This window comes from Mycobacterium sp. 012931, assembly GCF_000419295.1.
Taxonomy (GTDB): Bacteria; Actinomycetota; Actinomycetes; order Mycobacteriales; family Mycobacteriaceae; genus Mycobacterium; species Mycobacterium marinum.
On record NZ_AOPX01000001.1, the window covers coordinates 2528376 to 2550105 of the forward strand.

Sequence of the window (21730 nt, forward strand, 5' to 3'; positions counted from 1 at the left end):
CCTCGAGGACCCTGTCGGACCCTGGAGGTCCTTGCAGGCCCGCCGCCGCCGGGCCGTAGGATCGCGAGGTCAGTCCGGGGTGTAGCGCAGCTTGGTAGCGCATCCGCTTTGGGAGCGGAAGGCCGCAGGTTCAAATCCTGTCACCCCGACCAACTCACCGCCACGAACAACCACCAAGGAGCAGATCCGTGAAGAGCAGTGTCGAGCAGTTGAGCCCCACCCGGGTTCGCATCAAGGTGGAGGTGCCCTTCGCCGAACTCGAGCCTGATTTCCAGCGGGCCTACAAAGAGCTGGCCAAACAGGTGCGGCTGCCCGGCTTCCGGCCGGGGAGGGCGCCGGTCAAGCTTCTCGAGGCTCGCTTTGGCCGGGAAGCGATGTTGGACCAGATCGTCAACGATGCCGTGCCCAGCCGGTACGGCCAGGCGTTGGCAGAGTCCGAGATCCAGCCGCTGGGCCGACCGGACATCGAGGTGACTCAAAAGGAGTATGGCCAGGACCTGGCCTTTACCGCTGAGGTGGACGTTCGACCGGAAATTGCGCTGCCGGACCTGACCGGGCTGTCGGTTTCGGTGGATGCGATCGAGGCCACCGACGACGAGGTCAACGCCGAGTTGGAGTCGTTGCGTGCCCGGTTCGGCACGCTGACCGGAGTGGAGCGCCCGGTGGCCACGGGGGACTTCATCTCGATCGACTTGTCGGCGGCTGTCGACGGCGAGGACGTGCCTAACGCCGCCGCCGAAGGGTTGTCCCACGAGGTCGGCTCCGGCCGGCTTATCGCGGGTCTCGACGATGCGGTGGTCGGATTGTCGGTGGACGAGTCGCGGGTATTCACCGCCAAGCTGGCGGCCGGAGATCACGCCGGGCGCGATGCCGAGGTCACCGTCACGGTCAAGTCGGTCAAGGAGCGCGAACTGCCCGAACCCGACGACGAGTTTGCGCAGTTGGCCAGTGAGTTCGACACCATCGACGAGCTGCGCGCAAGCCTTCGCGAGCAGGTGCTGCAAGCCAAGCGGGTCGGCCAGGCGGAGCAGATTCGCAACGCCACCATCGACGCCCTGCTCGAGCGGGTCGACGTGCCGACGCCGGAGTCGTATGTGCAGGCGCAGTACGAGGGTGTGCTGCACAGCGCACTCAGCGGCATCAACAACGACGAGGCCAGGTTCAACGAACTGCTCGTTGAGCAAGGATCTTCGCGTGACGCGTTCGACGCTGAGGCCAGGACCGCCTCGGAGAAGGACGTCAAGCGGCAATTGTTGCTGGACGCCCTGGCCGATGACCTCAAGGTCCAGGTCGGTCAGGAAGACCTGACCGAACGCCTGGTCCTCACGTCGCGCCAGTACGGCATCGAACCGCAACAGCTGTTTGCCTACCTGCAGGAAAACAACCAGCTTCCGTCGATGTTCGCCGACGTTCGGCGCGAGTTGGCGGTCAAGGCCGTGGCCCAGGCCGCGACGGTGACCGACACCGACGGCAACACGATCGACACCAGTGAGTTCTTCGGCAAGCCGCCGGAGAACGACGTAACGGACTTGTTGGACGACGACGCCGACGGAGACGCCGGCGTGGACGCCGATGGGGATACAGAAAACTCAGCAGAGCCCGCCGACGCGGACAGCGCCGACGCGGCCCAGGGGGCCGGCTAAGGCCACATGGCATGACGCTGTGAGCGAACGCGCCGACTTCAGGGGGTGCGTGGGCGCCACACAGTGGGTGCGGTTGGTTAGGGTCGGACACAGAAGAACTCGAGAAAGCAGGTAACCCAGTCGTGACTGACATGCGTTCGAACTCGCAGGGTCTCAATCTCACGGACTCGGTCTATGAGCGCTTGCTCTCCGAGCGCATCATCTTCCTGGGGTCGGAGGTGAACGATGAAGTCGCCAACCGGCTGTGCGCGCAGATTCTGTTGCTCGCCGCCGAAGACGCCAGCAAGGACATCAACCTCTACATCAACTCGCCGGGTGGATCGATCAGCGCCGGCATGGCGATCTACGACACCATGGTGCTGGCCCCCTGCGACATCGCCACGTATGCGATGGGCATGGCCGCCTCGATGGGCGAGTTCCTGTTGGCGGCGGGCACCAAGGGCAAGCGTTACGCGTTGCCACACGCCCGCATCCTGATGCACCAGCCGCTGGGTGGGGTGACCGGTAGTGCGGCCGACATCGCGATTCAGGCCGAGCAGTTCGCCGTCATCAAGAAGGAGATGTTCCGGCTCAACGCCGAATTCACCGGCCAGTCGATCGAGCGTATCGAGGCGGATTCGGATCGCGACCGCTGGTTCACCGCCCCCGAAGCTCTGGAATACGGTTTCGTCGATCACATCATCACCCGCGCCGCCCACGTCAACGGAGAAGCACAGTGAATCCTCAGGTCCAGCCCCAGGCGCGGTACATCCTGCCGTCGTTCATCGAGCACTCCAGCTTCGGGGTCAAGGAATCCAACCCGTACAACAAGCTGTTCGAGGAACGCATCATCTTCCTCGGCGTCCAGGTCGACGACGCGTCGGCGAACGACATCATGGCGCAGCTGCTGGTGCTGGAGTCGCTGGACCCCGACCGTGACATCACCATGTACATCAACTCGCCGGGCGGCGGGTTCACCTCGCTGATGGCGATCTACGACACCATGCAGTACGTGCGGGCGGACATCCAGACGGTATGTCTGGGACAGGCCGCTTCGGCCGCGGCCGTGTTGCTGGCCGCGGGAACCCCGGGCAAGCGCATGGCGCTGCCCAATGCGCGAGTGCTGATCCACCAGCCGTCGTTGTCGGGCGTCATCCAGGGACAGTTCTCCGACCTGGAGATCCAGGCCGCCGAGATCGAGCGGATGCGCACCCTGATGGAGTCCACGCTGGCCCGCCACACCGGCAAGGATCCCTCGGTGATTCGCAAGGACACCGACCGGGACAAGATCCTGACCGCCGAAGAGGCAAAGGACTACGGGATCATCGACACGGTTCTGGAGTACCGCAAGCTCTCGGCCCAGAACGCCTGAGGCACGGCCGGAATTTCGTTGACGGGCGACGGTCAGTACGACCGCGCTCGGCTGTCTTAGTCGAGGTCTGACCCGGCGAGTTGGCTCTCGTCGGGGTCGGGGCTCTCGTCACAGTCGGGGCGGGCAAAGCGCCGCAAGCCCAGGACGAACGCGGCCGCCAGTAACACCGAGGCGCATCCCAGCGCGATTCGGATGCCCTGCATGAAGTCCGAATCGGCGGCGCTGACGATATTGGTTTCCTGCGCCGACGTGATGCGGTGTCGCGGCCCGATGAAGGCCGCGTGCGCATGCGGATTGGCGCTGTCCACGATGGTGTTGACAACGATCGAGCGCACGACGGGATCGGGCAGGTCATCTTCCATGCTGTCCGGCAGTGTGGCGCCCAAACCATGCGGCCAGAATCGAGCCCAAGAAGGCGACACCAAAAATTCCGCCCATGGACCTTTGCAGGTTGAGCAGGCCGGCGGCCATGCCGGCGCGGTGATCATCAACCTTGGTCATACCAAGGTGTAGCAGCGGTGTGACGCTGCCGCCGGCCCCCGCGCCGAAGACGGTCAGTCCCATCAGGGCGAGCGCGGGCACATGGCCCATCGCGGTGACGAACAGCACCAGCCCGGTGACCATGGCAGCCAGACACGTCACCACCGGCAGCCGCGGGCCCCATTTGTTGACCGCCGCGCCCGCCAGCAGGCTCGCCATCCCAAATCCCGCGGCCACCGGCAACATCATCAGGCCCGCGTGCAGCGGCGACAGGTCGCGCACATTCTGGAAGAACTGCGTGATCACCATCAGCGTCCCAAAGAAGCAGGACATCACCACGAAATAGACGATCAGCACAGACCGGTACACCGGCTCGGTGAACAACTGGAGATCGATCAACGGAAACGGGGCGCGCCGTTCATGCCGGATGAAAGTCCACAACAACGCGACGATGATCAACAGCAGTGAGGTCAGCACGATGACCGACCGCTGCTGAAACCGAGGTGCCTCGATGATCGTGTACGCCAGCACCGCGATCCCGGGCACGAAGGTCAGCTGTCCCACCCAATCCAGCTCGGTCGGGTCAGGATCCCTGGACTCGTCGACACCGATCAGGGTCAGCACCAACACGATCGCGCCGAGCGGCACGTTGACCGCGAACACGCTGCGCCAGCCAAGGGTCTCCACCATCAGTCCGCCCAGCGCCGGTGCCGACGCGGCGCCGACCATCCCAATGGCCATCCAGTCCGCGATGGCCCGCGCCTTCATGCGCTGATCGGGAAAGGCGTGGCTGAGCAGGGCAAGTGACAACACCGATATGAACGATGCGCCCAGGCCCTGGATCACTCGGGCCGCGGTGAACATGCCGAGATTGATCGGGAGCACGCAAACCACCGAACTTGCGACGAACAGGGCCAGTCCGACAAAGAATCCGCGCCTGCGGCCGTAGCGGTCGCCCAGCAAGGCGCAGCTCATCAACATGGCCGCCATCCCCAGGCTGTATCCGGCGACTGCCCACTGAAGACCTTGCTCGCCGGTGTGAAACACCCTTTGGATACTGGGCAATGCGACGTTGACGATATTGACGTCCACGAACACCATGAAGATGCCCAGCCCCGTTGCCGCCACGGTCAGCCGCTGGCGTCGGGTCATGACGACATTGTCAGTGGCGGGGGCAGTGGCGGGTACCTCAGCGCTGCCTGACGTGGTTGGGGGTTCGCCGATTTCGCCTGGGTTGCTCATAGCCCGCCTTGACCTTTCGCGTGGACAGGGAATGCGGCTAGAAGTTCGTCGGCTAGGTTTGACGGCTTTGACGGGCCCGCGGATCGGGGAGCAGGCCGGGACCCCAGGGCGGACCACGAGGCCGGTCGGCGGCCGGCGCTGCCAAACCATGCGTTGCCGAGCATCGCTCTCACAATGCTCAACACTAGGGAAACTGACGTAGTAGCAACTGCGTTTTACGCAGCTTTTCCAACGCCGGCTCGGTGACGGGGGACCAGGGCTCAACCGTGGGCGCCGGCGGGACTGGGCGCCGACGCGAGCCGCCGACCTCGATCAGTGCAGAAACATCAGCCAACCGCGCAACGTCGCTGTAGGGTTGTCGCCTGGGGGCTTGGTAGCCATGAGTTTCGCCAGCTGACGGGCCTCGGTGGCGTAACGACCACGACACGCCAGAGAAACGTACAGCGCGTCTCGGCGAGTAGTGGGAGCCGTTGGGCTATATGTTGCATTCAGACGAAAGGCACGAATAACCCAGCGAATACCAAGGACGCTATTCGGTGTTAACGGTCGCGGTGGGCCGGAGCAAGCGGGTAGCGTCGGGGGGTACACGCGGCACGGCAAGACGAACGGCGAACAGGAAGTAGGCCCTCACCAAAATGGCGCGCATAGGAGACGGCGGCGACCTGCTGAAGTGCTCGTTCTGCGGAAAGAGTCAGAAACAGGTCAAGAAGCTCATAGCTGGCCCCGGTGTGTACATCTGTGATGAGTGCATCGATCTGTGCAACGAGATCATCGAAGAGGAACTCGCTGACGCCGACGATGTGAAACTCGACGAACTGCCCAAGCCGGTCGAGATCCGGGAATTCCTCGAGGGCTACGTCATCGGCCAAGACACCGCGAAGCGCACGCTCGCCGTCGCGGTCTACAACCACTACAAGCGGATCCAGGCCGGCGAGAAGTCTCGCGATTCCAGGTGCGAGGCCGTGGAGCTGACCAAGTCCAACATCTTGATGCTCGGGCCTACCGGATGCGGTAAGACCTACCTAGCCCAGACCCTGGCCAAAATGCTGAACGTGCCGTTCGCGATCGCCGACGCCACCGCGCTGACCGAGGCGGGTTATGTGGGTGAAGACGTCGAGAACATCTTGCTCAAACTCATTCAGGCCGCCGACTATGACGTGAAGCGCGCCGAGACCGGCATCATCTACATCGACGAGGTCGACAAGATCGCTCGCAAGAGCGAGAATCCCTCCATCACGCGCGATGTCTCCGGTGAGGGTGTTCAGCAGGCCCTGTTGAAGATTCTGGAGGGCACCCAGGCTTCGGTGCCCCCGCAGGGCGGCCGCAAGCATCCGCACCAGGAATTCATCCAGATCGACACCACGAACGTGCTGTTCATTGTCGCGGGTGCATTCGCCGGGCTGGAGAAGATCATTTACGAGCGGGTCGGCAAGCGCGGTCTGGGCTTCGGCGCCGAAGTGCGCTCCAAGGCCGAGATCGACACCACCGACCACTTCGCCGAAGTGATGCCCGAGGACTTGATCAAGTTCGGGTTGATCCCCGAATTCATCGGTCGGCTCCCGGTCGTTGCCTCCGTCACCAACCTGGACAAAGAGTCCTTGGTCAAGATCTTGTCCGAACCGAAGAACGCACTGGTCAAGCAGTACACCCGGCTCTTCGAAATGGATGGTGTGGAGCTGGAGTTCACCGATGACGCGCTGGAAGCGATCGCCGACCAGGCGATCCACCGCGGCACCGGCGCTCGCGGGCTGCGGGCCATCATGGAAGAAGTCTTGCTGCCGGTGATGTATGACATCCCGAGCCGTGACGACGTCGCCAAAGTGGTGGTCACCAAGGAGACCGTGCAAGACAACGTGTTGCCGACGATCGTGCCTCGCAAGCCGTCACGTAGTGAGCGCCGCGACAAGAGTGCTTAACCGGCGCTGATGCCGGGCGCTTCCGGTCGCAAGCCGGCGTCATCGACCGAGTCGAGTGACGCCGGCTTCGCTGATTCGATGGCGGCCTACGATGCGCTGCCGCGGCGAGTGGTCCATGCGCTGGACCTGGTGAACTTCTCGCTGGCTGACGTCCGCGATGGCTTGGGTCCGTACCTGTCGGTGTACCTGTTGGTGACCAACAACTGGGACCAAGCCTCGATCAGGTTTGTGATGGCTGTCGGCGGCATCGCGGCCATCGTGGCGCAGACACCGATGGGCGCGTTCGTGGACCGGACGAAGGCCAAGCGGGCGTTGGTCATCACCGGCGCCTTGGCGGTCACCGCGAGTGCGCTGGCGATGCCTCTGTTTCCCGAACTCCGCTCCATCTCGTTGCTGCAGGTGCTCACCGGGATCGCCAGCTCGGTCTTTGCTCCGGTGCTGGCTGCAATCACGCTGGGCATCGTCGGCCCGCAGCTGTTCGCCAGGCGGATCGGGCGCAATGAATCCTTCAATCACGCTGGCAACGCCACGGCCGCCGCCATCACCGGTGGGTTGGCCTTCTTCTTCGGGCCGGTGGTGGTGTTCTGGGTGCTTGCCACCATGGCGGCGATGAGCGTCGTGGCAACCCTGCGTATTCCGCATGATGCGATCGATCATGACCTCGCCCGCGGTATGGATCACGCGCCCGGGGAACCGCATGCTCAGCCATCAGGCTTTGGGGTGCTGCTGCACAACCGCACATTGATGATCTTCGCGGCGGCCGTTGTCGCTTTCCACTTCGCCAACGCGGCCATGCTGCCGCTGGTTGGCCAGGTGCTGGCCCTGCACAACAGGGACGAGGGCACGGCGTTGATGTCGTGGTGCATCGTGGCGGCCCAGGTGGTGATGGTGCCCGTGGCGTACGTGACCGGAAGCAGGGCCGATGCCTGGGGACGAAAGCCGATCTTTCTGGTGGCGTTCGCCGTCTTGACCGCTCGTGGCTTTCTCTACACGCTGTCGGACAACTCGTACTGGCTGGTTGGGGTCCAGTTGCTCGACGGCATTGGCGCCGGCATCTTCGGAGCGCTGTTTCCGCTTATCGTCCAGGACCTCACCCACGGAACGGGTCACTTCAACATCAGCCTTGGCGCCATCACCACGGCGGTGGGGGTCGGCGCGGCGTTGTCCAACTTTGCTTCCGGCTGGGTGGTCGTCACTGCGGGCTACAACGTGGCCTTCATGTCCCTTGGTGCGATCGCTGGCGCGGGCTTCATCTTGTACTTGCTTGCGATGCCGGAAACGGCATCGGCAAGACTTGCCGGGCGTTGAGTTGCGGTGGCTGTGCGCGGCGGGCTGACGTCGTGCGCCACGCTCGGCGCGGCCGGGGCGGAAGAAGTGACCAATACCACACTTTTCTTCGGCCGCCGTTATCGCCCCCTCTGACGTCGGGTTTGCGATGTATGTCCCCTGTACACGGGACATTTCGGCGTCATTGTCCCCTTAGGGAGGTGACATGAGGTTGCCATACACTCCTTATGTAAGTGCCATAATCGGTACTGCCAGTGACACAAAATCGTGAGGGCGGGGAGCCACTCCGACGACGCGTAATCTAGAGATTTGGCGCGGAGTGCCTGTCCCCAGTTAGACGGAAGGGCGGAGACGTGGATCCGAACGGCAGCGAAGCCGGACCAGAGTCTCATACCGCGGCGACCCATGGCGGGCCTGACCGGCAGCGCCTGGAGAATGTGGTTATCCGTTTCGCCGGGGACTCCGGCGACGGCATGCAGCTGACCGGCGACCGATTCACGTCGGAGGCCGCGCTTTTCGGCAATGACTTGGCGACCCAGCCGAACTACCCCGCCGAGATCCGGGCCCCCGCAGGCACGCTTCCCGGGGTTTCGTCTTTTCAGATTCAGATTGCCGACTACGACATCCTGACCGCCGGTGACCGGCCCGACGTGCTGGTGGCGATGAATCCGGCCGCGCTGAAGGCCAATATCGGCGACCTGCCGCTGGGCGGGATGGTGATCGCCAACTCGGACGAGTTCACCAAGCGCAATCTGACCAAGGTGGGGTACGTAACGAACCCGCTGGAGTCTGACGAGCTCGAGGAATACGTCGTCCACTCCGTCCCGATGACCACGCTGACGCTGGGAGCCGTCGAAGCGATCGGCGCATCGAAGAAGGACGGGCAGCGGGCCAAGAACATGTTCGCGCTGGGCCTGGTGTCCTGGATGTATGGGCGGCCGATACAGACCAGCGAGACGTTCATCAGGGAGAAGTTCGCCCGCAAGCCCGAGATCGCTGAAGCCAATGTGTTGGCCCTGAAGGCGGGCTGGAATTTCGGCGAAACCACCGAGGCTTTCGGCACCACCTACGAAGTACCCCCGGCGAAGCTTCCGCCCGGCGACTACCGGCAGATCTCCGGGAACACCGCGCTGGCTTACGGCATCGTCGCGGCCGGGCAGCTGGCCGGCCTCCCCGTGGCGCTGGGCAGCTATCCCATCACGCCGGCGTCGGACATCCTGCACGAGCTGTCCAAGCACAAGAACTTCAACGTGACCACCTTCCAGGCCGAAGATGAGATCGGTGGCATCTGTGCCGCACTTGGCGCCGCTTATGGGGGCGCGTTGGGCGTCACCAGCACATCGGGACCCGGCATTTCACTCAAGTCGGAGGCGCTCGGGCTCGGCGTGATGACCGAGCTGCCGCTGATCGTCATCGATGTGCAGCGGGGAGGGCCGTCGACCGGTCTGCCCACCAAGACCGAGCAGGCTGACCTGCTGCAGGCCCTATACGGCCGCAACGGTGAGTCGCCATTGGCGGTGCTGGCGCCGCGGTCGCCTGCCGACTGCTTTGAGACCGCTCTCGAGGCGGTGCGGATTGCGGTGTCGTATCACACGCCGGTGATCCTGTTGTCCGACGGTGCGATCGCCAACGGATCGGAACCATGGCGCATCCCGAACGTCGCCGATCTGGCGCCGATCAAGCACACCTTCGCCAAGCCCGACGAGCCCTTCCAGCCCTACGCCCGCGACCCGGAAACCCTGGCGCGCCAGTTTGCCGTGCCCGGCACTCCCGGACTGGAACACCGTATCGGCGGACTAGAGGCGGCCAATGGAACGGGCGCCATCTCGTATGAGCCGACCAACCACGACCTGATGGTGCGGTTGCGGCAGGCCAAGATCGAGGGGATCAGTGTTCCCGATCTCGAAGTCGACGATCCGACCGGTGATGCCGAGCTGCTGATCATCGGGTGGGGCAGTTCCTACGGGCCCATCGGCGAAGCGTGCCGGCGGGCGAGGCGGCGTGGGACCAAAGTGGCGCATGCTCATCTGCGCTACCTCAACCCCTTCCCGGCGAATCTGGGCGAGGTGTTGCGACGTTACCCGCAGGTGGTGGCTCCGGAAATGAACCTGGGTCAGCTGGCGTTGGTGCTGCGTGGGAAGTATTTGGTCGACGTGCAGTCAGTCACCAAGGTCAAGGGTGTCTCGTTCCTGGCCGACGAGGTGGGGCGCTTCATCCGGGCCGCGCTGGCCGGCAGACTGGGCGAACTCGAGCAAGACAAGATGATGGTCGCCAAGTTGTCGGCGGCCACGGTTGAAGCGGGAGTAGGCGCATGACCCGTGCCGCGACGACGCAGAGCGAGGCGATGAGGAGGAGCGGCGCTCATGACTAGCGTGATCGGCAATCTGGCTGGCACAAACCTGGGTGTAACGCCTGTTTTGTCCAAGAACACCGGAGTGCCCACCACCGACCAGCCACAGAAGGGCAAAGATTTCACCAGCGACCAGGAGGTCCGCTGGTGCCCCGGCTGTGGCGACTACGTCATTCTCAACACCATCCGCAATTTCCTGCCGGAGCTGGGGTTGCGTCGCGAGAACATCGTGTTCATCAGCGGGATCGGCTGCTCTAGCCGCTTCCCGTACTACCTCGAGACCTATGGCTTCCACTCGATCCACGGGCGCGCTCCGGCAATTGCGACCGGTCTCGCGCTGGCCCGCGAAGACCTCTCGGTTTGGGTGGTCACCGGTGACGGCGATGCCCTTTCGATCGGGGGCAACCACTTGATCCACGCGCTGCGGCGCAATGTCAACATCACGATCCTGCTGTTCAATAATCGGATCTACGGGCTGACCAAGGGCCAGTACTCGCCGACGTCGGAGGTCGGCAAGGTGACCAAGTCGACGCCGATGGGTTCGCTGGACACCCCGTTCAACCCGGTGTCATTGGCGTTGGGGGCCGAGGCCACGTTCGTCGGCCGCGCGCTGGACTCCGATCGTGCGGGGCTTTCTGAAGTGCTGCGCGCCGCCACCGAGCATCGTGGCGCTGCGTTGGTCGAGATCCTGCAGGATTGCCCGATTTTCAACGACGGCTCCTTCGACGCGCTGCGCAAGGAGGGTTCCGAAGAGCGGGTCATCAACGTCCACCACGGCGAACCAATCGTGTTCGGCGCCAACGGGGAATACTGCGTGGTGCGATCCGGCTTCGGCCTCGACGTGGCCAAGACCGCCGACGTCGCCGTCGACGAGATCGTGGTGCATGATGCCCACGCCGATGACGCGGCCTACGCCTTCGCACTGTCGCGGCTGTCCGATCAAAACCTCGAACACACGGTGTTGGGTATCTTCCGAAGCATCAGCAGACCGGCCTACGACGACGCGGCTCGCTCCCAGATCAGTGCCGCTCGGGAGTCGACGCCTTCGGATTCGGCGGCGCTGCAGTCGCTGCTGCGTGGCCGCGACACCTGGACCGTTTCCTGAAATGGCCGGACGCGAGTCGGACGCCGTGTCGTTGGCAGGGGTCGTCCTAGCCGGGGGAGAATCCCGGCGAATGGGACGTGACAAAGCCACACTGGTGCTGCCCGGTGGCAGCACGACAATGGTCGAGCACGTGCTCGGCATTGTCGGGCAACGCTGCGAGCCCGTCTTTGTGATGGCGGCCCAGGGGCAGCCACTACCGCCCCTGCAGGTTCCTGTGCTGCGCGACGAATTGCGCGGGTTGGGACCGCTGCCGGCGACCGGACGTGGCCTGCGTGCGGCCGCGGAGGCCGGCGCTCGGTTTGCCTTTGTGTGTGCCGTCGACATGCCCGGGCTGACGGTGGATCTGATCGATGATCTGGTGCGCAGCGCTATTGAGACCGACGCCGAGGTGGTGCTGCCGTGGGACGGCCGCAGCCACTATCTGGCGGCGATATACCGGACCGATCTCGCCGAGCGGGTCGACGCGCTCGTCGCCTCGGGCGAGCGCAAGATGAGCGCTCTGGCCGACCGTTCGGATACGCAACGGATCGTGATGTCGGACTCTGCGCCGTTGGCCAATGTCAACACTGCCGCGGACCTGCCCGCACCGGTGCGGCCCGGACACTGACCCTTGCCGTATCGGTCGCTGGGTGGCCTGCGTGCACCGGTGGTTATGACTGCTTTTCTAGATTTGTCTCGCTGATTTCATTTCCGTTCGATTTGGAATGGGTCTCCGAATATTTCTCTTCTTTAGTGTTCGTCGATTCGCATCGTTATTTGTCGCGGCCTATCCCGTTATTGGTTTCCCCCGGATCTTGAACGGTCGGAGCGGCAGGGCTCCGGCGTTCCCTGGTCGGAGCGGCTACCGGCGCCGCTAGAACGTATTGCGTTGCCGTACAGGGTATTTAGTACCTACGGTCGATTCCGTTTTAGCCGGGGAGCCTTCCTATTGGTCCGGCGCTGCCCTGGGTGGGAGCTGGCGACCGTATTGCGGCAAATTCGAAAACATCGCAATCTTCGTGCCGATGCGGGGGCCTGCCCGGCTCTTGTCGCGCAGCCTGGGGTTTGCTTCGTGGAGTTAGGGTCGTCTCGGTGTGGCGGAGGTAAAAGCTCTGTCCTGCAGCGATATTCGTCCCTGCGGTGACTCTTTGCTCCGTCAGCCGCCACTGCTCGTCCATCGCGGTGAACGACACTGTGACACTTGATGTTCAGTTGTTTGACAGCAGACTTCTACGAACTGCAGCTGAATGTGGTCCAACTCGCCTTTGTCCGTGGTTATGACCTGGGTCACGGCGGCCGCGCTGTGGGTGCCTAGTGCGCCGGCCGAGTTGTTGATGGGCAAACTCGTGTCTCAGCTCACAAAATGTGCGTGATTCGGTTCACGAAGGCGCTCAAACCGGCAATGCTCGTGTATTGCCACAAACTTGCGCCTGACCAGCGGGAACATTTCTGGTATCCGGCCGTGATTCGCGCGTTATAGAACTGAAATATCGGCGTGGCGGAGATGGCGAATCCAAATCGTTATCGTACGGTCCCCGTAGCCCAAAAAACCGGGCAACAGTAATGAACAAAATTGAATCCACGGACCCGCGTGTGAGCGGAGCTGCGGGCGGCACGAGTTTCGTATAGCCGCCGCTGCGGTCGGGCAAGGCCCGCCGGGCAGATCAGGCCCTCCGCTGTCGTGCCGAAACGAGACGGCACGTCTCAAAGCAGCAATTCCTAACTGGACATCGCAACCAACCCACGTCTCGTGGGCTGGCTGGCTTTGGCGCGCGCACCGCGAAAGGAACAATCTTGAAGAACGTTCGCAAGACGCTCATCGTCGCGGCGATCACAGGGACGCTCGTGACTGTGCCCACCGCCGCCACCGCCAACGCCGACGACGGCCTGGACCCGAATGCGGTCGGTGCCGACACGACGGGCTTTGACCCCAACCTGCCTGCGGCCCCGGGTGCCTTTATCGCGCCGGTCGACATGCCGGAGGCCCCCGCTCCGGAGGAGGCACCGCCGGCCCCGCAGGACGCACCGCCGGCCCCCGACGGCCATGATCGCGCCGGTCGACATGCCGGACGGTCCCGCTCCGGAGGATGCACCGCCGGCCCCGGACGCCTTCGCGCCGCCGGCCCCTGAGGATGTTCCGCCAGCTCCGGAACCAGTCGCTTTCGAGCCGCCGGCGTCGGACGTTGCCCCGCCGCCCGCTCCCAAGGTCTACACCGTGAACTGGGACGCCATCGCACAGTGCGAATCCGGCGGTAACTGGGGCATCAACACCGGCAACGGCTACTCCGGTGGCCTGCAGTTCACCGCGAGCACCTGGCGGGCCAACGGCGGCGCGGGATCGGCCGCCGGTGCGAGCCGTGAAGAGCAGATCCGAGTGGCCGAGAACGTGCTGCGCAGCCAGGGCATCGGCGCGTGGCCGGTCTGCGGCCGACGCGGCTAGCCGACGCCACGCTGGACTTTTGATGAGAGTGTCGGGCCTTCGGGCCCGGCACTCTCACCTTGTTTGGGGTCTTACCGGGTCCAGCCCGGCCCTATCAGGTGTGAATCCGGGCGCCACTGGCCCTCGTCTGCTCACTAACCCCTGACCGCGCGGTAGCGTCGGGTCGGTGAGCGAGACGCCGCGTGAATTCGACATCATCCTCTACGGAGCGACCGGCTTCGTCGGCAAGCTGACCGCGCAATACCTGGCCCGGGCCGGCGGCGACGCGCGAATCGCGCTGGCCGGCCGGTCGACCGACCGATTGTTGGCGGTCCGTCAGACGCTGGGAGAGGCCGCACAGTCCTGGCCCGTGGTCAGCGCCGACGCCGGCGCACCGGCGACACTCAAGGAGATGGCCGCCCGCACCCGGGTGGTCGTCACCACGGTTGGGCCGTACATGCGCTATGGCCTGCCCCTGGTGGCCGCGTGCGCGGCTGCCGGCACCGACTATGCCGATCTGACCGGCGAGCCGCCGTTCGTGCGCGAAAGCATCGACCTGTATCACAAACAGGTCGCCGACACCGGGGCCCGGATCGTGCACGCCTGTGGCTTCGATTCGATTCCATCGGACCTCACCGTGTACGCCCTCTACCGTGCCGTCCGCGACGACGGTGCCGGTGAGCTGGGTCGCACCGACTTCGTCGTCCGTTCGTTCGCCGGCGGGGTATCGGGCGGCACGGTCGCGTCGATGCTGAAAATTTTGCGTGCCGTCTCCGCCGACCCCGATCTGCGTCGCCAGTTCACCGACCCCTACACGCTGAGCACCGACCGCGCCGCCGAGCCGGAACTTGGACCGCAGCCCGATCTGCCCTGGCGTCGTGGTGGACGAATCGCTCCAGAACTGACCGGGCTGTGGACGGCAGGATTCATGATGGCGCCCACCAACACCCGCATCGTGCGGCGCAGCAACGCGCTGCTGGATTGGGCGTACGGCAAGCGGTTCCAGTACACCGAACACATGAGCCTGGGCTCGTCGGCGGTGGCGCCAGTGGCCTCGGCCATGATCAGCGGTGTTGGCAACGCGATGACGGGCTTGGGCAGCCGCTACTTCCGGTTGCTGCCACAACGGTTGGTGGAGCGCATCGCTCCCAAACCCGGCACCGGCCCCAGCGCCGCAACTCGGGAGCGCGGCTACTACCGCATCGAGACCTACACCACGACGACCTCGGGTGATAGGTACGTGGCACGGATGGGGCAGGACGGTGATCCCGGGTACAAAGCGACGTCGGTGTTGCTGGGGGAGTGCGGTCTGGCACTGGCCTTCGATCGTGACCAGCTTTCGGGCCTGCATGGCGTGCTCACCCCGGCGGCCGCGATGGGTGACGCGTTGCTAGCGCGCTTACCGGCCGCGGGTGTCGCGCTGGCTACCGAACGGTTAACTTGAACTGGTCTGCCGCAACGGCTTTCGGTGAAGAGCGCGGCGGTCTAGTGTCGAAAGTGGTCCACAGAAGTTCACAGCGCACCCAATGAGCCGCAAAAGAGGTGGCATCGATGGCCGGTCTCGACGATCTTTACGCTCGGATACCTACCTCGGAAATCGCCAGTCGGCTAGGCGTCGACCAGGGCGAGGTTGACAGCGCGGTTCACGTGCCGGTGCCGGTGCTGGTCAGCGGTCTGCACCAGACTTCGCAAGATCCCGACCATGCCAGCAGGATCGAATCTGCCGCCAACCGTCAGGCGGCCCGGGGCCTGCTCGACGCCGGCGGGGGTCTGGATCACAACCTTGATGCGGCGGACCGGGGCGACGGACATCAGACGATTGCGACACTTTTCGGTGGCAACGACGCCGAGCAAGTCGCATCGGCGTTGGCCAAGGGCGGCGCCGGCAACCGCGATCTGCTCAAGCAGCTGTTGCCGATCGTGCTCCCGATTGTGTTGGCCTACATCGGAAATCAGCTAGGCTCGGGGGAAGGATCGCAGCAGAACTCCGAGTCAGCCTCCCGCGGAGGGCTAGGCGAGGTGCTGGGCAGCATCCTCGGGGGCGGATCCGTTGACAAGTCCCTGGGGAGCATTCTCGGCAGTGTGCTGGGAGGCAAAGGCGGCGCCCTGGGTGACATTCTGGGCGGCCCACTGGGCGGTAAGAAGTAGCGCCAGTCGGCGGCCGGCGTAGCTGCCGTTTCGCTCGACCACCGCGAGCCGATTCAAGATAAGTAACGAGAGGGGTATTGCCAATGTCGGACACACTGACCGAAGGACAGCAGCTGGTGCCGGGGGAGTCACTGGTTTCCAAGAACGGGGCTTACACCCTGACCTTGCAAGACGACGGCAATCTCGTGTTGGCCTCCCGCGGCACCCCGCTGTGGGCGAGCGCCACCAACGGCCAGCAGGTGGTGCGCGCCGAGGTGCAGCGCGACGGCAACTTTGTGGTGTACACGGCGGACAAACCGGTCTGGCACACCGACACCAAAGGCAAGAAGAACGTCCGGCTGGTGCTGCAAGACGATCGCAATCTGGTGCTCTATGCCGCTGACGGACCGGCCTGGTCGACGCATACCGAGACCGACGCCCCGCCGCCGCCCGAGCCCACCGCCGCGGCCGAAGCCACTGCCTCGGATACGGCTCAGCGCGTCGACACCACCCCGGAGGCCGTCGCGGCAGCGGTCGCCGAACCGGCGCCACCGGAGCCTGCTGCCGAGCCCGCGCCGCGGACCTACACCGTGGTCTCCGGTGACACCCTGTGGGCCATCGCGGAGCGCTTCTACGGCGACGGCAGCAAGTATCAGGTGATTGCCGAGGCCAGCGGTGTGGCCAATCCCGACTTGATCCACCCCGGCGAGGTGCTCACGATTCCCTGATCGCGGCTAAACGGCGTGCACCTGAGGTTTTGGGTGCCTACAGGCCGCCCGAGCGCTATTCCTAGAATTGACCGGTGACCGCCAGCGCCGATTCTGCCGCCGACCAGCTGCCCAAGTCGTGGGATCCAGCTGCGATGGAAGGCGACATCTATCAGAAGTGGGCGGATGCCGGCTACTTCGTCGCCGATCCGACCAGCTCGAAACCGCCGTACTCGATTGTGTTGCCGCCGCCCAACGTGACCGGCAGCCTGCACATGGGCCATGCGCTGGAACACACCATGATGGATGCCCTGACCCGCCGCAAGCGGATGCAGGGCTATGAGGTGCTGTGGCAGCCGGGAATGGACCATGCCGGCATCGCGACCCAGACCGTAGTGGAAAAGCAGCTCGCGGCCGACGGTAAGACCAAGGAAGACTTCGGTCGCGAGCTGTTCGTCGACAAGGTCTGGGACTGGAAGCGCGAGTCGGGCGGCGCGATCGGCGGCCAGATGCGCCGGCTCGGTGACGGGGTGGACTGGAGCCGTGACCGGTTCACCATGGACGAGGGCCTGTCGCGGGCGGTGCGAACGATCTTCAAGCGGCTCTACGATGCCGGGCTGATCTATCAGGCCGAGCGGTTGGTCAACTGGTCGCCGGTGCTGCAGACGGCGATATCCGACCTCGAGGTGAACTACCTCGAGGTGGAGGGTGAGCTGGTGTCGTTCCGGTACGGCTCACTAGAGGACTCCCAACCCCACATCGTGGTGGCCACCACCCGGGTCGAAACAATGTTGGGCGATACCGCGATCGCCGTCCACCCGGACGATGAGCGCTACCGCCACCTGGTCGGCACCACCTTGGCGCACCCATTCGTGGACCGGCAGCTGATCATCGTCGCCGATGGGCACGTGGATCCCGAATTCGGCACGGGTGCGGTCAAAGTCACCCCGGCACACGACCCGAACGACTTCGAGATCGGAATGCGCCACCAATTGCCCATGCCTTCGATTCTGGATACCAAGGGCCGGATCGTGGACACCGGAACGCAATTCGACGGCATGGACCGATTCGAAGCCCGGGTCGCGGTGCGTGAGGCGCTCGCGGCCCAGGGGCGCGTCGTCGAGGAGAAACGTCCCTACTTGCACAGCGTCGGGCATTCCGATCGCAGTGGAGAGCCAATCGAGCCACGGCTTTCGTTGCAGTGGTGGGTGCGGGTGGAGTCGCTGGCCAAGGCCGCGGGTGATGCGGTGCGCAATGGGGACACCGTGATCCACCCCGCAAGCCTGGAGCCACGCTGGTTCGCCTGGGTCGACGACATGCACGACTGGTGCATCTCGAGACAATTGTGGTGGGGTCACCGCATTCCGATTTGGTACGGCCCCGACGGGGAGAAGGTGTGCGTCGGTCCGGACGAGACGCCGCCGCAGGGGTGGGAACAGGACTCCGATGTCCTGGACACCTGGTTCTCCTCGGCGCTGTGGCCGTTTTCCACACTGGGCTGGCCCGAACTGACTCCAGAGCTGGAAAAGTTCTATCCCACAAGTGTTTTGGTCACCGGATATGACATCTTGTTCTTCTGGGTGGCCAGGATGATGATGTTCGGCACCTTCGTCGGCGGAGACGAGGTGATCACCCTGGACGGCCGCCGTGGCGCCCAGGTGCCGTTCACCGACGTTTTTCTGCATGGCCTGATCCGCGACGAGTTCGGCCGGAAGATGAGTAAGTCCAAAGGCAACGTCATCGACCCACTGGATTGGATCGACACGTTCGGTGCCGACGCATTGCGCTTCACTCTGGCCCGTGGTGCGAGCCCCGACAGTGACCTGGCAGTGGGCGAGGACGCGGTCCGGGCGTCACGAAACTTCGGTACCAAGTTGTTCAACGCGACCCGTTACGCGCTGCTCAACGGTGCCGCGCTGGCCCCGCTGCCCCCGCTGGGGGAGCTGACCGATGCCGACCGCTGGATCCTGGGGCGGCTCGAAGAGGTTAGGGCCGAAGTTGATTCGGCCTTCGACAGTTACGAATTCAGCCGGGCCTGCGAGGCGCTCTACCACTTCGCGTGGGACGAATTCTGCGACTGGTACGTCGAGCTGGCCAAAACCCAGCTCGCCGAGGGCCTTTCGGCTACCACCGCGGTGCTGGCGGCGGGGCTGGACACACTGTTGCGGTTGTTGCACCCCGTCATCCCGTTCATCACCGAGGCGTTGTGGCAGGCGCTGACCGGGCAGGAATCGCTGGTGATCGCCGACTGGCCGCAGCCCTCCGGAATCACCCTGGATCCGGTTGCCGCGCAGCGGATCAGTGATATGCAGAATCTGGTCACCGAGATCCGGCGTTTCCGCAGTGACCAAGGGCTGGCCGACCGGCAAAAGGTGCCCGCTCGGCTGATCGGTGTCGAGGAATCCGATTTGGGTGCTCAGGTTGCTGCCGTCACCTCACTGGCGTGGCTTACCGCGCCGGGTGAAGGCTTTGCGCCGTCGGTCTCGCTGGAGGTTCGGCTCGGCCCGAGCATGAACCACACGGTTGTTGTCGAGCTCGATACCTCGGGCACCATCGACGTGGCTGCCGAGCGGCGGCGTCTCGAAAAGGACTTGGCCGCAGCCGAAAAGGAATTGGTATCGACCGCGGCCAAATTGGCAAACGCCGATTTCCTGGCCAAGGCGCCCGAGGCCGTCGTCGGCAAGATCCGCGATCGCCAACGTTTGGCGCAGGAGGAAAGCGACCGGATCACGACCAGGTTGGCAGCGCTGCAATGAGTTTCGATCCACCTGACTGGACAGGGTTAGCTCAAGGGAGTGACGCCGAACCGACCCCGGACGAACTCGCGTCTCTGCTGCAGGTCGAGCACCTGCTGGACCAGCGCTGGCCGGAAACCCGCATCGAGCCGAGCCTGACGCGGATCAGTGCGCTGATGGACCTGCTTGGTTCACCACAGCTGAGCTACCCGTCGATCCACATCGGGGGCACCAACGGCAAGACGTCGGTGGCGCGCATGGTTGACGCGCTAATCACCGCGCTGCATCAACGCACCGGCAGGACCACCAGCCCACATCTGCAGTCGGCGGTGGAACGGATATCGATCGATGGAAAGCCGATCACCCCGGCTCAATACGTCCAGACCTACCGCGAGATCGAGCCGTTCGTGCAAATGATCGACCAACAGTCGCAGGCCGCAGGCGGGGCGGCAATGAGCAAATTCGAGGTGCTCACCGCGATGGCGTTCGCCGCGTTCGCGGACGCGCCGGTCGATGTCGCGGTGGTCGAGGTCGGTCTGGGAGGACGGTGGGATGCCACCAACGTGATCAACGCGCCGGTCGCGGTGATCACCCCGATCAGCATTGATCACGTCGACTACCTCGGTGATGACATCGCGTCTATCGCCGGTGAAAAGGCCGGCATCATCCACAAAGCCGCCGACGGTTCCCCTGACACGGTCGCTGTCATCGGGCGTCAGCTCCCTGAGGCCATGGAGGTGCTGCTGGCCCAGGCGGTTCGCGCCGACGCCGCCGTCGCGCGAGAGGACTCCGAGTTCGCCGTGCTGGGCCGCCAGGTGGCGGTAGGCGGGCAGCTGCTTCAGTTGCAGGGCCTCGGTGGGGTCTACTCCGACATCTACCTGCCGCTGCACGGTGAACATCAAGCGCATAACGCGGTGGTGGCGCTGGCGGCAGTGGAGGCGTTCTTCGGTGCCGGCGCCCAGCGTCAGCTCGATGTCGACGCGGTGCGTGCTGGTTTCGCCGCGGTCACCAGCCCCGGCAGGTTGGAGCGCCTGCGCAGCTCACCGACGGTCTTTATCGATGCCGCCCACAATCCGGCCGGGGCGGCGGCGCTGGCGCAGTCGCTGGTCGCAGAGTTCGACTTCCGCAGCCTGGTTGGGGTGGTCGCCGTGATGGCAGACAAGGACGTGAATGGCATTCTGGCCGCACTCGAACCCGCATTCGACTCCATCGTGGTGACCCACAATGGTTCGCCACGGGCGTTGGATGTCGCGTCACTGGCCCTGGCGGCGGAGCAATACTTCGGCCCCGACCGGGTGATCACCGCAGAGAACCTGCGTGATGCCGTCGACGCGGCAACCGCGCTGGTCGATGAATCCGCGATCGACTGGGAAGCGCAGGGGGGCTCACTGTCGGGAACCGGGATCGTCATTACCGGTTCGGTGGTCACTGCCGGGGCCGCCCGCGCCTTGTTCGGTCGTGATCCGCAATGACCGGGCAGCCGCAAGAGCCGGCAAATCACGGGGATCCGGCACCACAGTCAGACCCATGGAAGAGCTTCGGCTCGGTGATGGCAGCGACACTTATCCTCGAGGCGATCGTGGTGCTGTTGGCCATCCCGGTGGTGGGTGCGGTCGGCGGCGGGCTGACTCCGGCGTCGCTGGGTTACCTCATTGGGCTTGCCGTGACGCTGGTGTTGCTGGCCAGCGTGCAGCGCAGGCCGTGGGCGATCTGGGCGAACCTGGGCATTCAGCTGGTGCCTATCGCCGGCGTTTTCGTTTACCCGGCCGTCGGGTTTTTGGGTGTGGTGTTCGGCGCGGTATGGGCCATGATGGCGTACTTCCGTGCCGAGGTCAGGCGTCGAGAGCGCCAGGGGCCTCCGCCGTCGCGCTGATCTGACCGGCCTAGGGGCATCCAGGTTTAGGCCGCAGAATCGGGCCATCTACTGTTAGCCCCCGTGACCGAACGGACCCTCGTACTGATCAAGCCAGACGGTGTGCAGCGCCAACTGGTGGGCGAGATCATCAGCCGCATCGAGCGCAAAGGCCTCGCTATCGCGGCGCTAGAGCTCAGGAACGTGACCGAGGAGCTGGCCAGCCAGCACTACGCCGAACATGAGGGCAAGCCGTTCTTCGGCTCGTTGCTGGAGTTCATCACCTCGGCGCCGGTGGTAGCGGCGATCGTGGAGGGACCGCGAGCCATCGCGGCGTTTCGCCAACTCGCCGGTGGTACCGATCCGGTCGAGAAGGCCACGCCGGGCACCATCCGGGGTGACTTCGGCCTGGAAACCCAGTTCAACTTGGTGCACGGCTCGGATTCGGCCGAATCCGCGCAGCGCGAGATCGCACTCTGGTTTCCCAGCGCCTAGCTCCGCGACGCGGGGCTTGCGGGCTGGTTTTGGACCGGGTTG

General features: G+C 64.6%; 17 protein-coding genes, 1 tRNA gene and 1 pseudogene. 18 read left to right on the plus strand and 1 reads right to left on the minus strand.

What is annotated here, in order from left to right; translation table 11 throughout:
- Positions 1–75: 75 nt before the first annotated feature.
- The 4 genes from MMSP_RS11290 to clpP2 all read left to right on the plus strand — a co-directional run bounded on the left by MMSP_RS11290 (position 76) and on the right by clpP2 (position 2994).
- Positions 76–152, plus strand: a tRNA-Pro gene (locus MMSP_RS11290).
- 36 nt (positions 153–188) lie between these two features.
- Positions 189–1643, plus strand: a complete 1455-nt coding sequence (gene tig / locus MMSP_RS11295) for a trigger factor (protein WP_020726009.1) — start codon at positions 189–191, stop codon at positions 1641–1643.
- A gap of 131 nt (positions 1644–1774) precedes the next feature.
- On the plus strand, positions 1775–2362 hold the full coding sequence (gene clpP1 / locus MMSP_RS11300; protein ID WP_036426435.1) for an ATP-dependent CLP protease proteolytic subunit ClpP1: 588 nt from the start codon (positions 1775–1777) through the stop codon (positions 2360–2362).
- On the plus strand, positions 2359–2994 hold the full coding sequence (gene clpP2, locus MMSP_RS11305; RefSeq protein ID WP_011741457.1) for an ATP-dependent CLP protease proteolytic subunit ClpP2: 636 nt from the start codon (positions 2359–2361) through the stop codon (positions 2992–2994). The genes clpP1 and clpP2 overlap by 4 nt, the downstream gene beginning before the upstream one ends.
- 56 nt (positions 2995–3050) lie before the next feature.
- Here clpP2 and MMSP_RS11310 read toward each other — a convergent pair.
- Positions 3051–4626, minus strand: a pseudogene (locus MMSP_RS11310) (MFS transporter).
- 725 nt (positions 4627–5351) lie between these two features.
- On the opposite strand from MMSP_RS11310, the gene clpX reads away from it, so the two are divergent.
- The 14 genes from clpX to ndk all read left to right on the plus strand — a co-directional run bounded on the left by clpX (position 5352) and on the right by ndk (position 21688).
- The gene (gene clpX / locus MMSP_RS11315; RefSeq protein WP_012395407.1) at positions 5352–6632 is read left to right on the plus strand and encodes an ATP-dependent Clp protease ATP-binding subunit ClpX; all 1281 of its coding nucleotides are present in this window, start codon (positions 5352–5354) and stop codon (positions 6630–6632) included.
- 78 nt (positions 6633–6710) lie between these two features.
- Positions 6711–7940 carry an MFS transporter gene (locus tag MMSP_RS11320; protein ID WP_086085208.1) on the plus strand — a complete coding sequence of 410 codons (1230 nt, stop codon included), beginning with the start codon at positions 6711–6713 and terminating at the stop codon, positions 7938–7940.
- A 332-nt stretch (positions 7941–8272) separates the two neighbouring features.
- On the plus strand, positions 8273–10234 hold the full coding sequence (locus tag MMSP_RS11325) for a 2-oxoacid:acceptor oxidoreductase subunit alpha (protein WP_020786717.1): 1962 nt from the start codon (positions 8273–8275) through the stop codon (positions 10232–10234).
- A 48-nt stretch (positions 10235–10282) separates the two neighbouring features.
- Positions 10283–11374, plus strand: coding sequence for a 2-oxoacid:ferredoxin oxidoreductase subunit beta (locus tag MMSP_RS11330; RefSeq protein ID WP_020726006.1), 1092 nt, complete (start codon positions 10283–10285; stop codon positions 11372–11374).
- Between the two features lies 1 nt (position 11375).
- The gene (gene mobA, locus MMSP_RS11335) at positions 11376–11981 is read left to right on the plus strand and encodes a molybdenum cofactor guanylyltransferase (protein ID WP_015356549.1); all 606 of its coding nucleotides are present in this window, start codon (positions 11376–11378) and stop codon (positions 11979–11981) included.
- Positions 11982–13147: 1166 nt separating this feature from the next.
- Positions 13148–13483: a hypothetical protein gene (locus MMSP_RS29565; protein ID WP_036426436.1), complete on the plus strand. Its 336-nt coding sequence runs from the start codon at positions 13148–13150 to the stop codon at positions 13481–13483.
- 85 nt (positions 13484–13568) lie between these two features.
- Positions 13569–13793 carry a transglycosylase family protein gene (locus MMSP_RS29795; RefSeq protein ID WP_036426437.1) on the plus strand — a complete coding sequence of 75 codons (225 nt, stop codon included), beginning with the start codon at positions 13569–13571 and terminating at the stop codon, positions 13791–13793.
- A gap of 166 nt (positions 13794–13959) precedes the next feature.
- Positions 13960–15216: a trans-acting enoyl reductase family protein gene (locus MMSP_RS11350; RefSeq protein ID WP_020786721.1), complete on the plus strand. Its 1257-nt coding sequence runs from the start codon at positions 13960–13962 to the stop codon at positions 15214–15216.
- Between the two features lie 107 nt (positions 15217–15323).
- Entirely contained in the window at positions 15324–15920 is a 597-nt protein-coding gene (locus MMSP_RS11355; protein WP_020786722.1) for a DUF937 domain-containing protein, read from the plus strand.
- An 83-nt stretch (positions 15921–16003) separates the two neighbouring features.
- Entirely contained in the window at positions 16004–16627 is a 624-nt protein-coding gene (locus MMSP_RS11360; protein ID WP_011741447.1) for a LysM peptidoglycan-binding domain-containing protein, read from the plus strand.
- Positions 16628–16701: 74 nt separating this feature from the next.
- On the plus strand, positions 16702–19362 hold the full coding sequence (locus tag MMSP_RS11365; RefSeq protein ID WP_020786723.1) for a valine--tRNA ligase: 2661 nt from the start codon (positions 16702–16704) through the stop codon (positions 19360–19362).
- Positions 19359–20813, plus strand: coding sequence for a folylpolyglutamate synthase/dihydrofolate synthase family protein (locus MMSP_RS11370; RefSeq protein WP_020786724.1), 1455 nt, complete (start codon positions 19359–19361; stop codon positions 20811–20813). Before MMSP_RS11365 ends, MMSP_RS11370 begins: the two co-directional genes overlap by 4 nt.
- Complete coding sequence (locus MMSP_RS11375; RefSeq protein WP_036426438.1) at positions 20810–21214, plus strand: DUF4233 domain-containing protein; 405 nt, start codon at positions 20810–20812, stop codon at positions 21212–21214. The genes MMSP_RS11370 and MMSP_RS11375 overlap by 4 nt, the downstream gene beginning before the upstream one ends.
- Positions 21215–21277: 63 nt before the next feature.
- Positions 21278–21688: a nucleoside-diphosphate kinase gene (gene ndk / locus MMSP_RS11380; protein WP_012395377.1), complete on the plus strand. Its 411-nt coding sequence runs from the start codon at positions 21278–21280 to the stop codon at positions 21686–21688.
- The last annotated feature ends 42 nt before the right edge of the window (positions 21689–21730 follow it).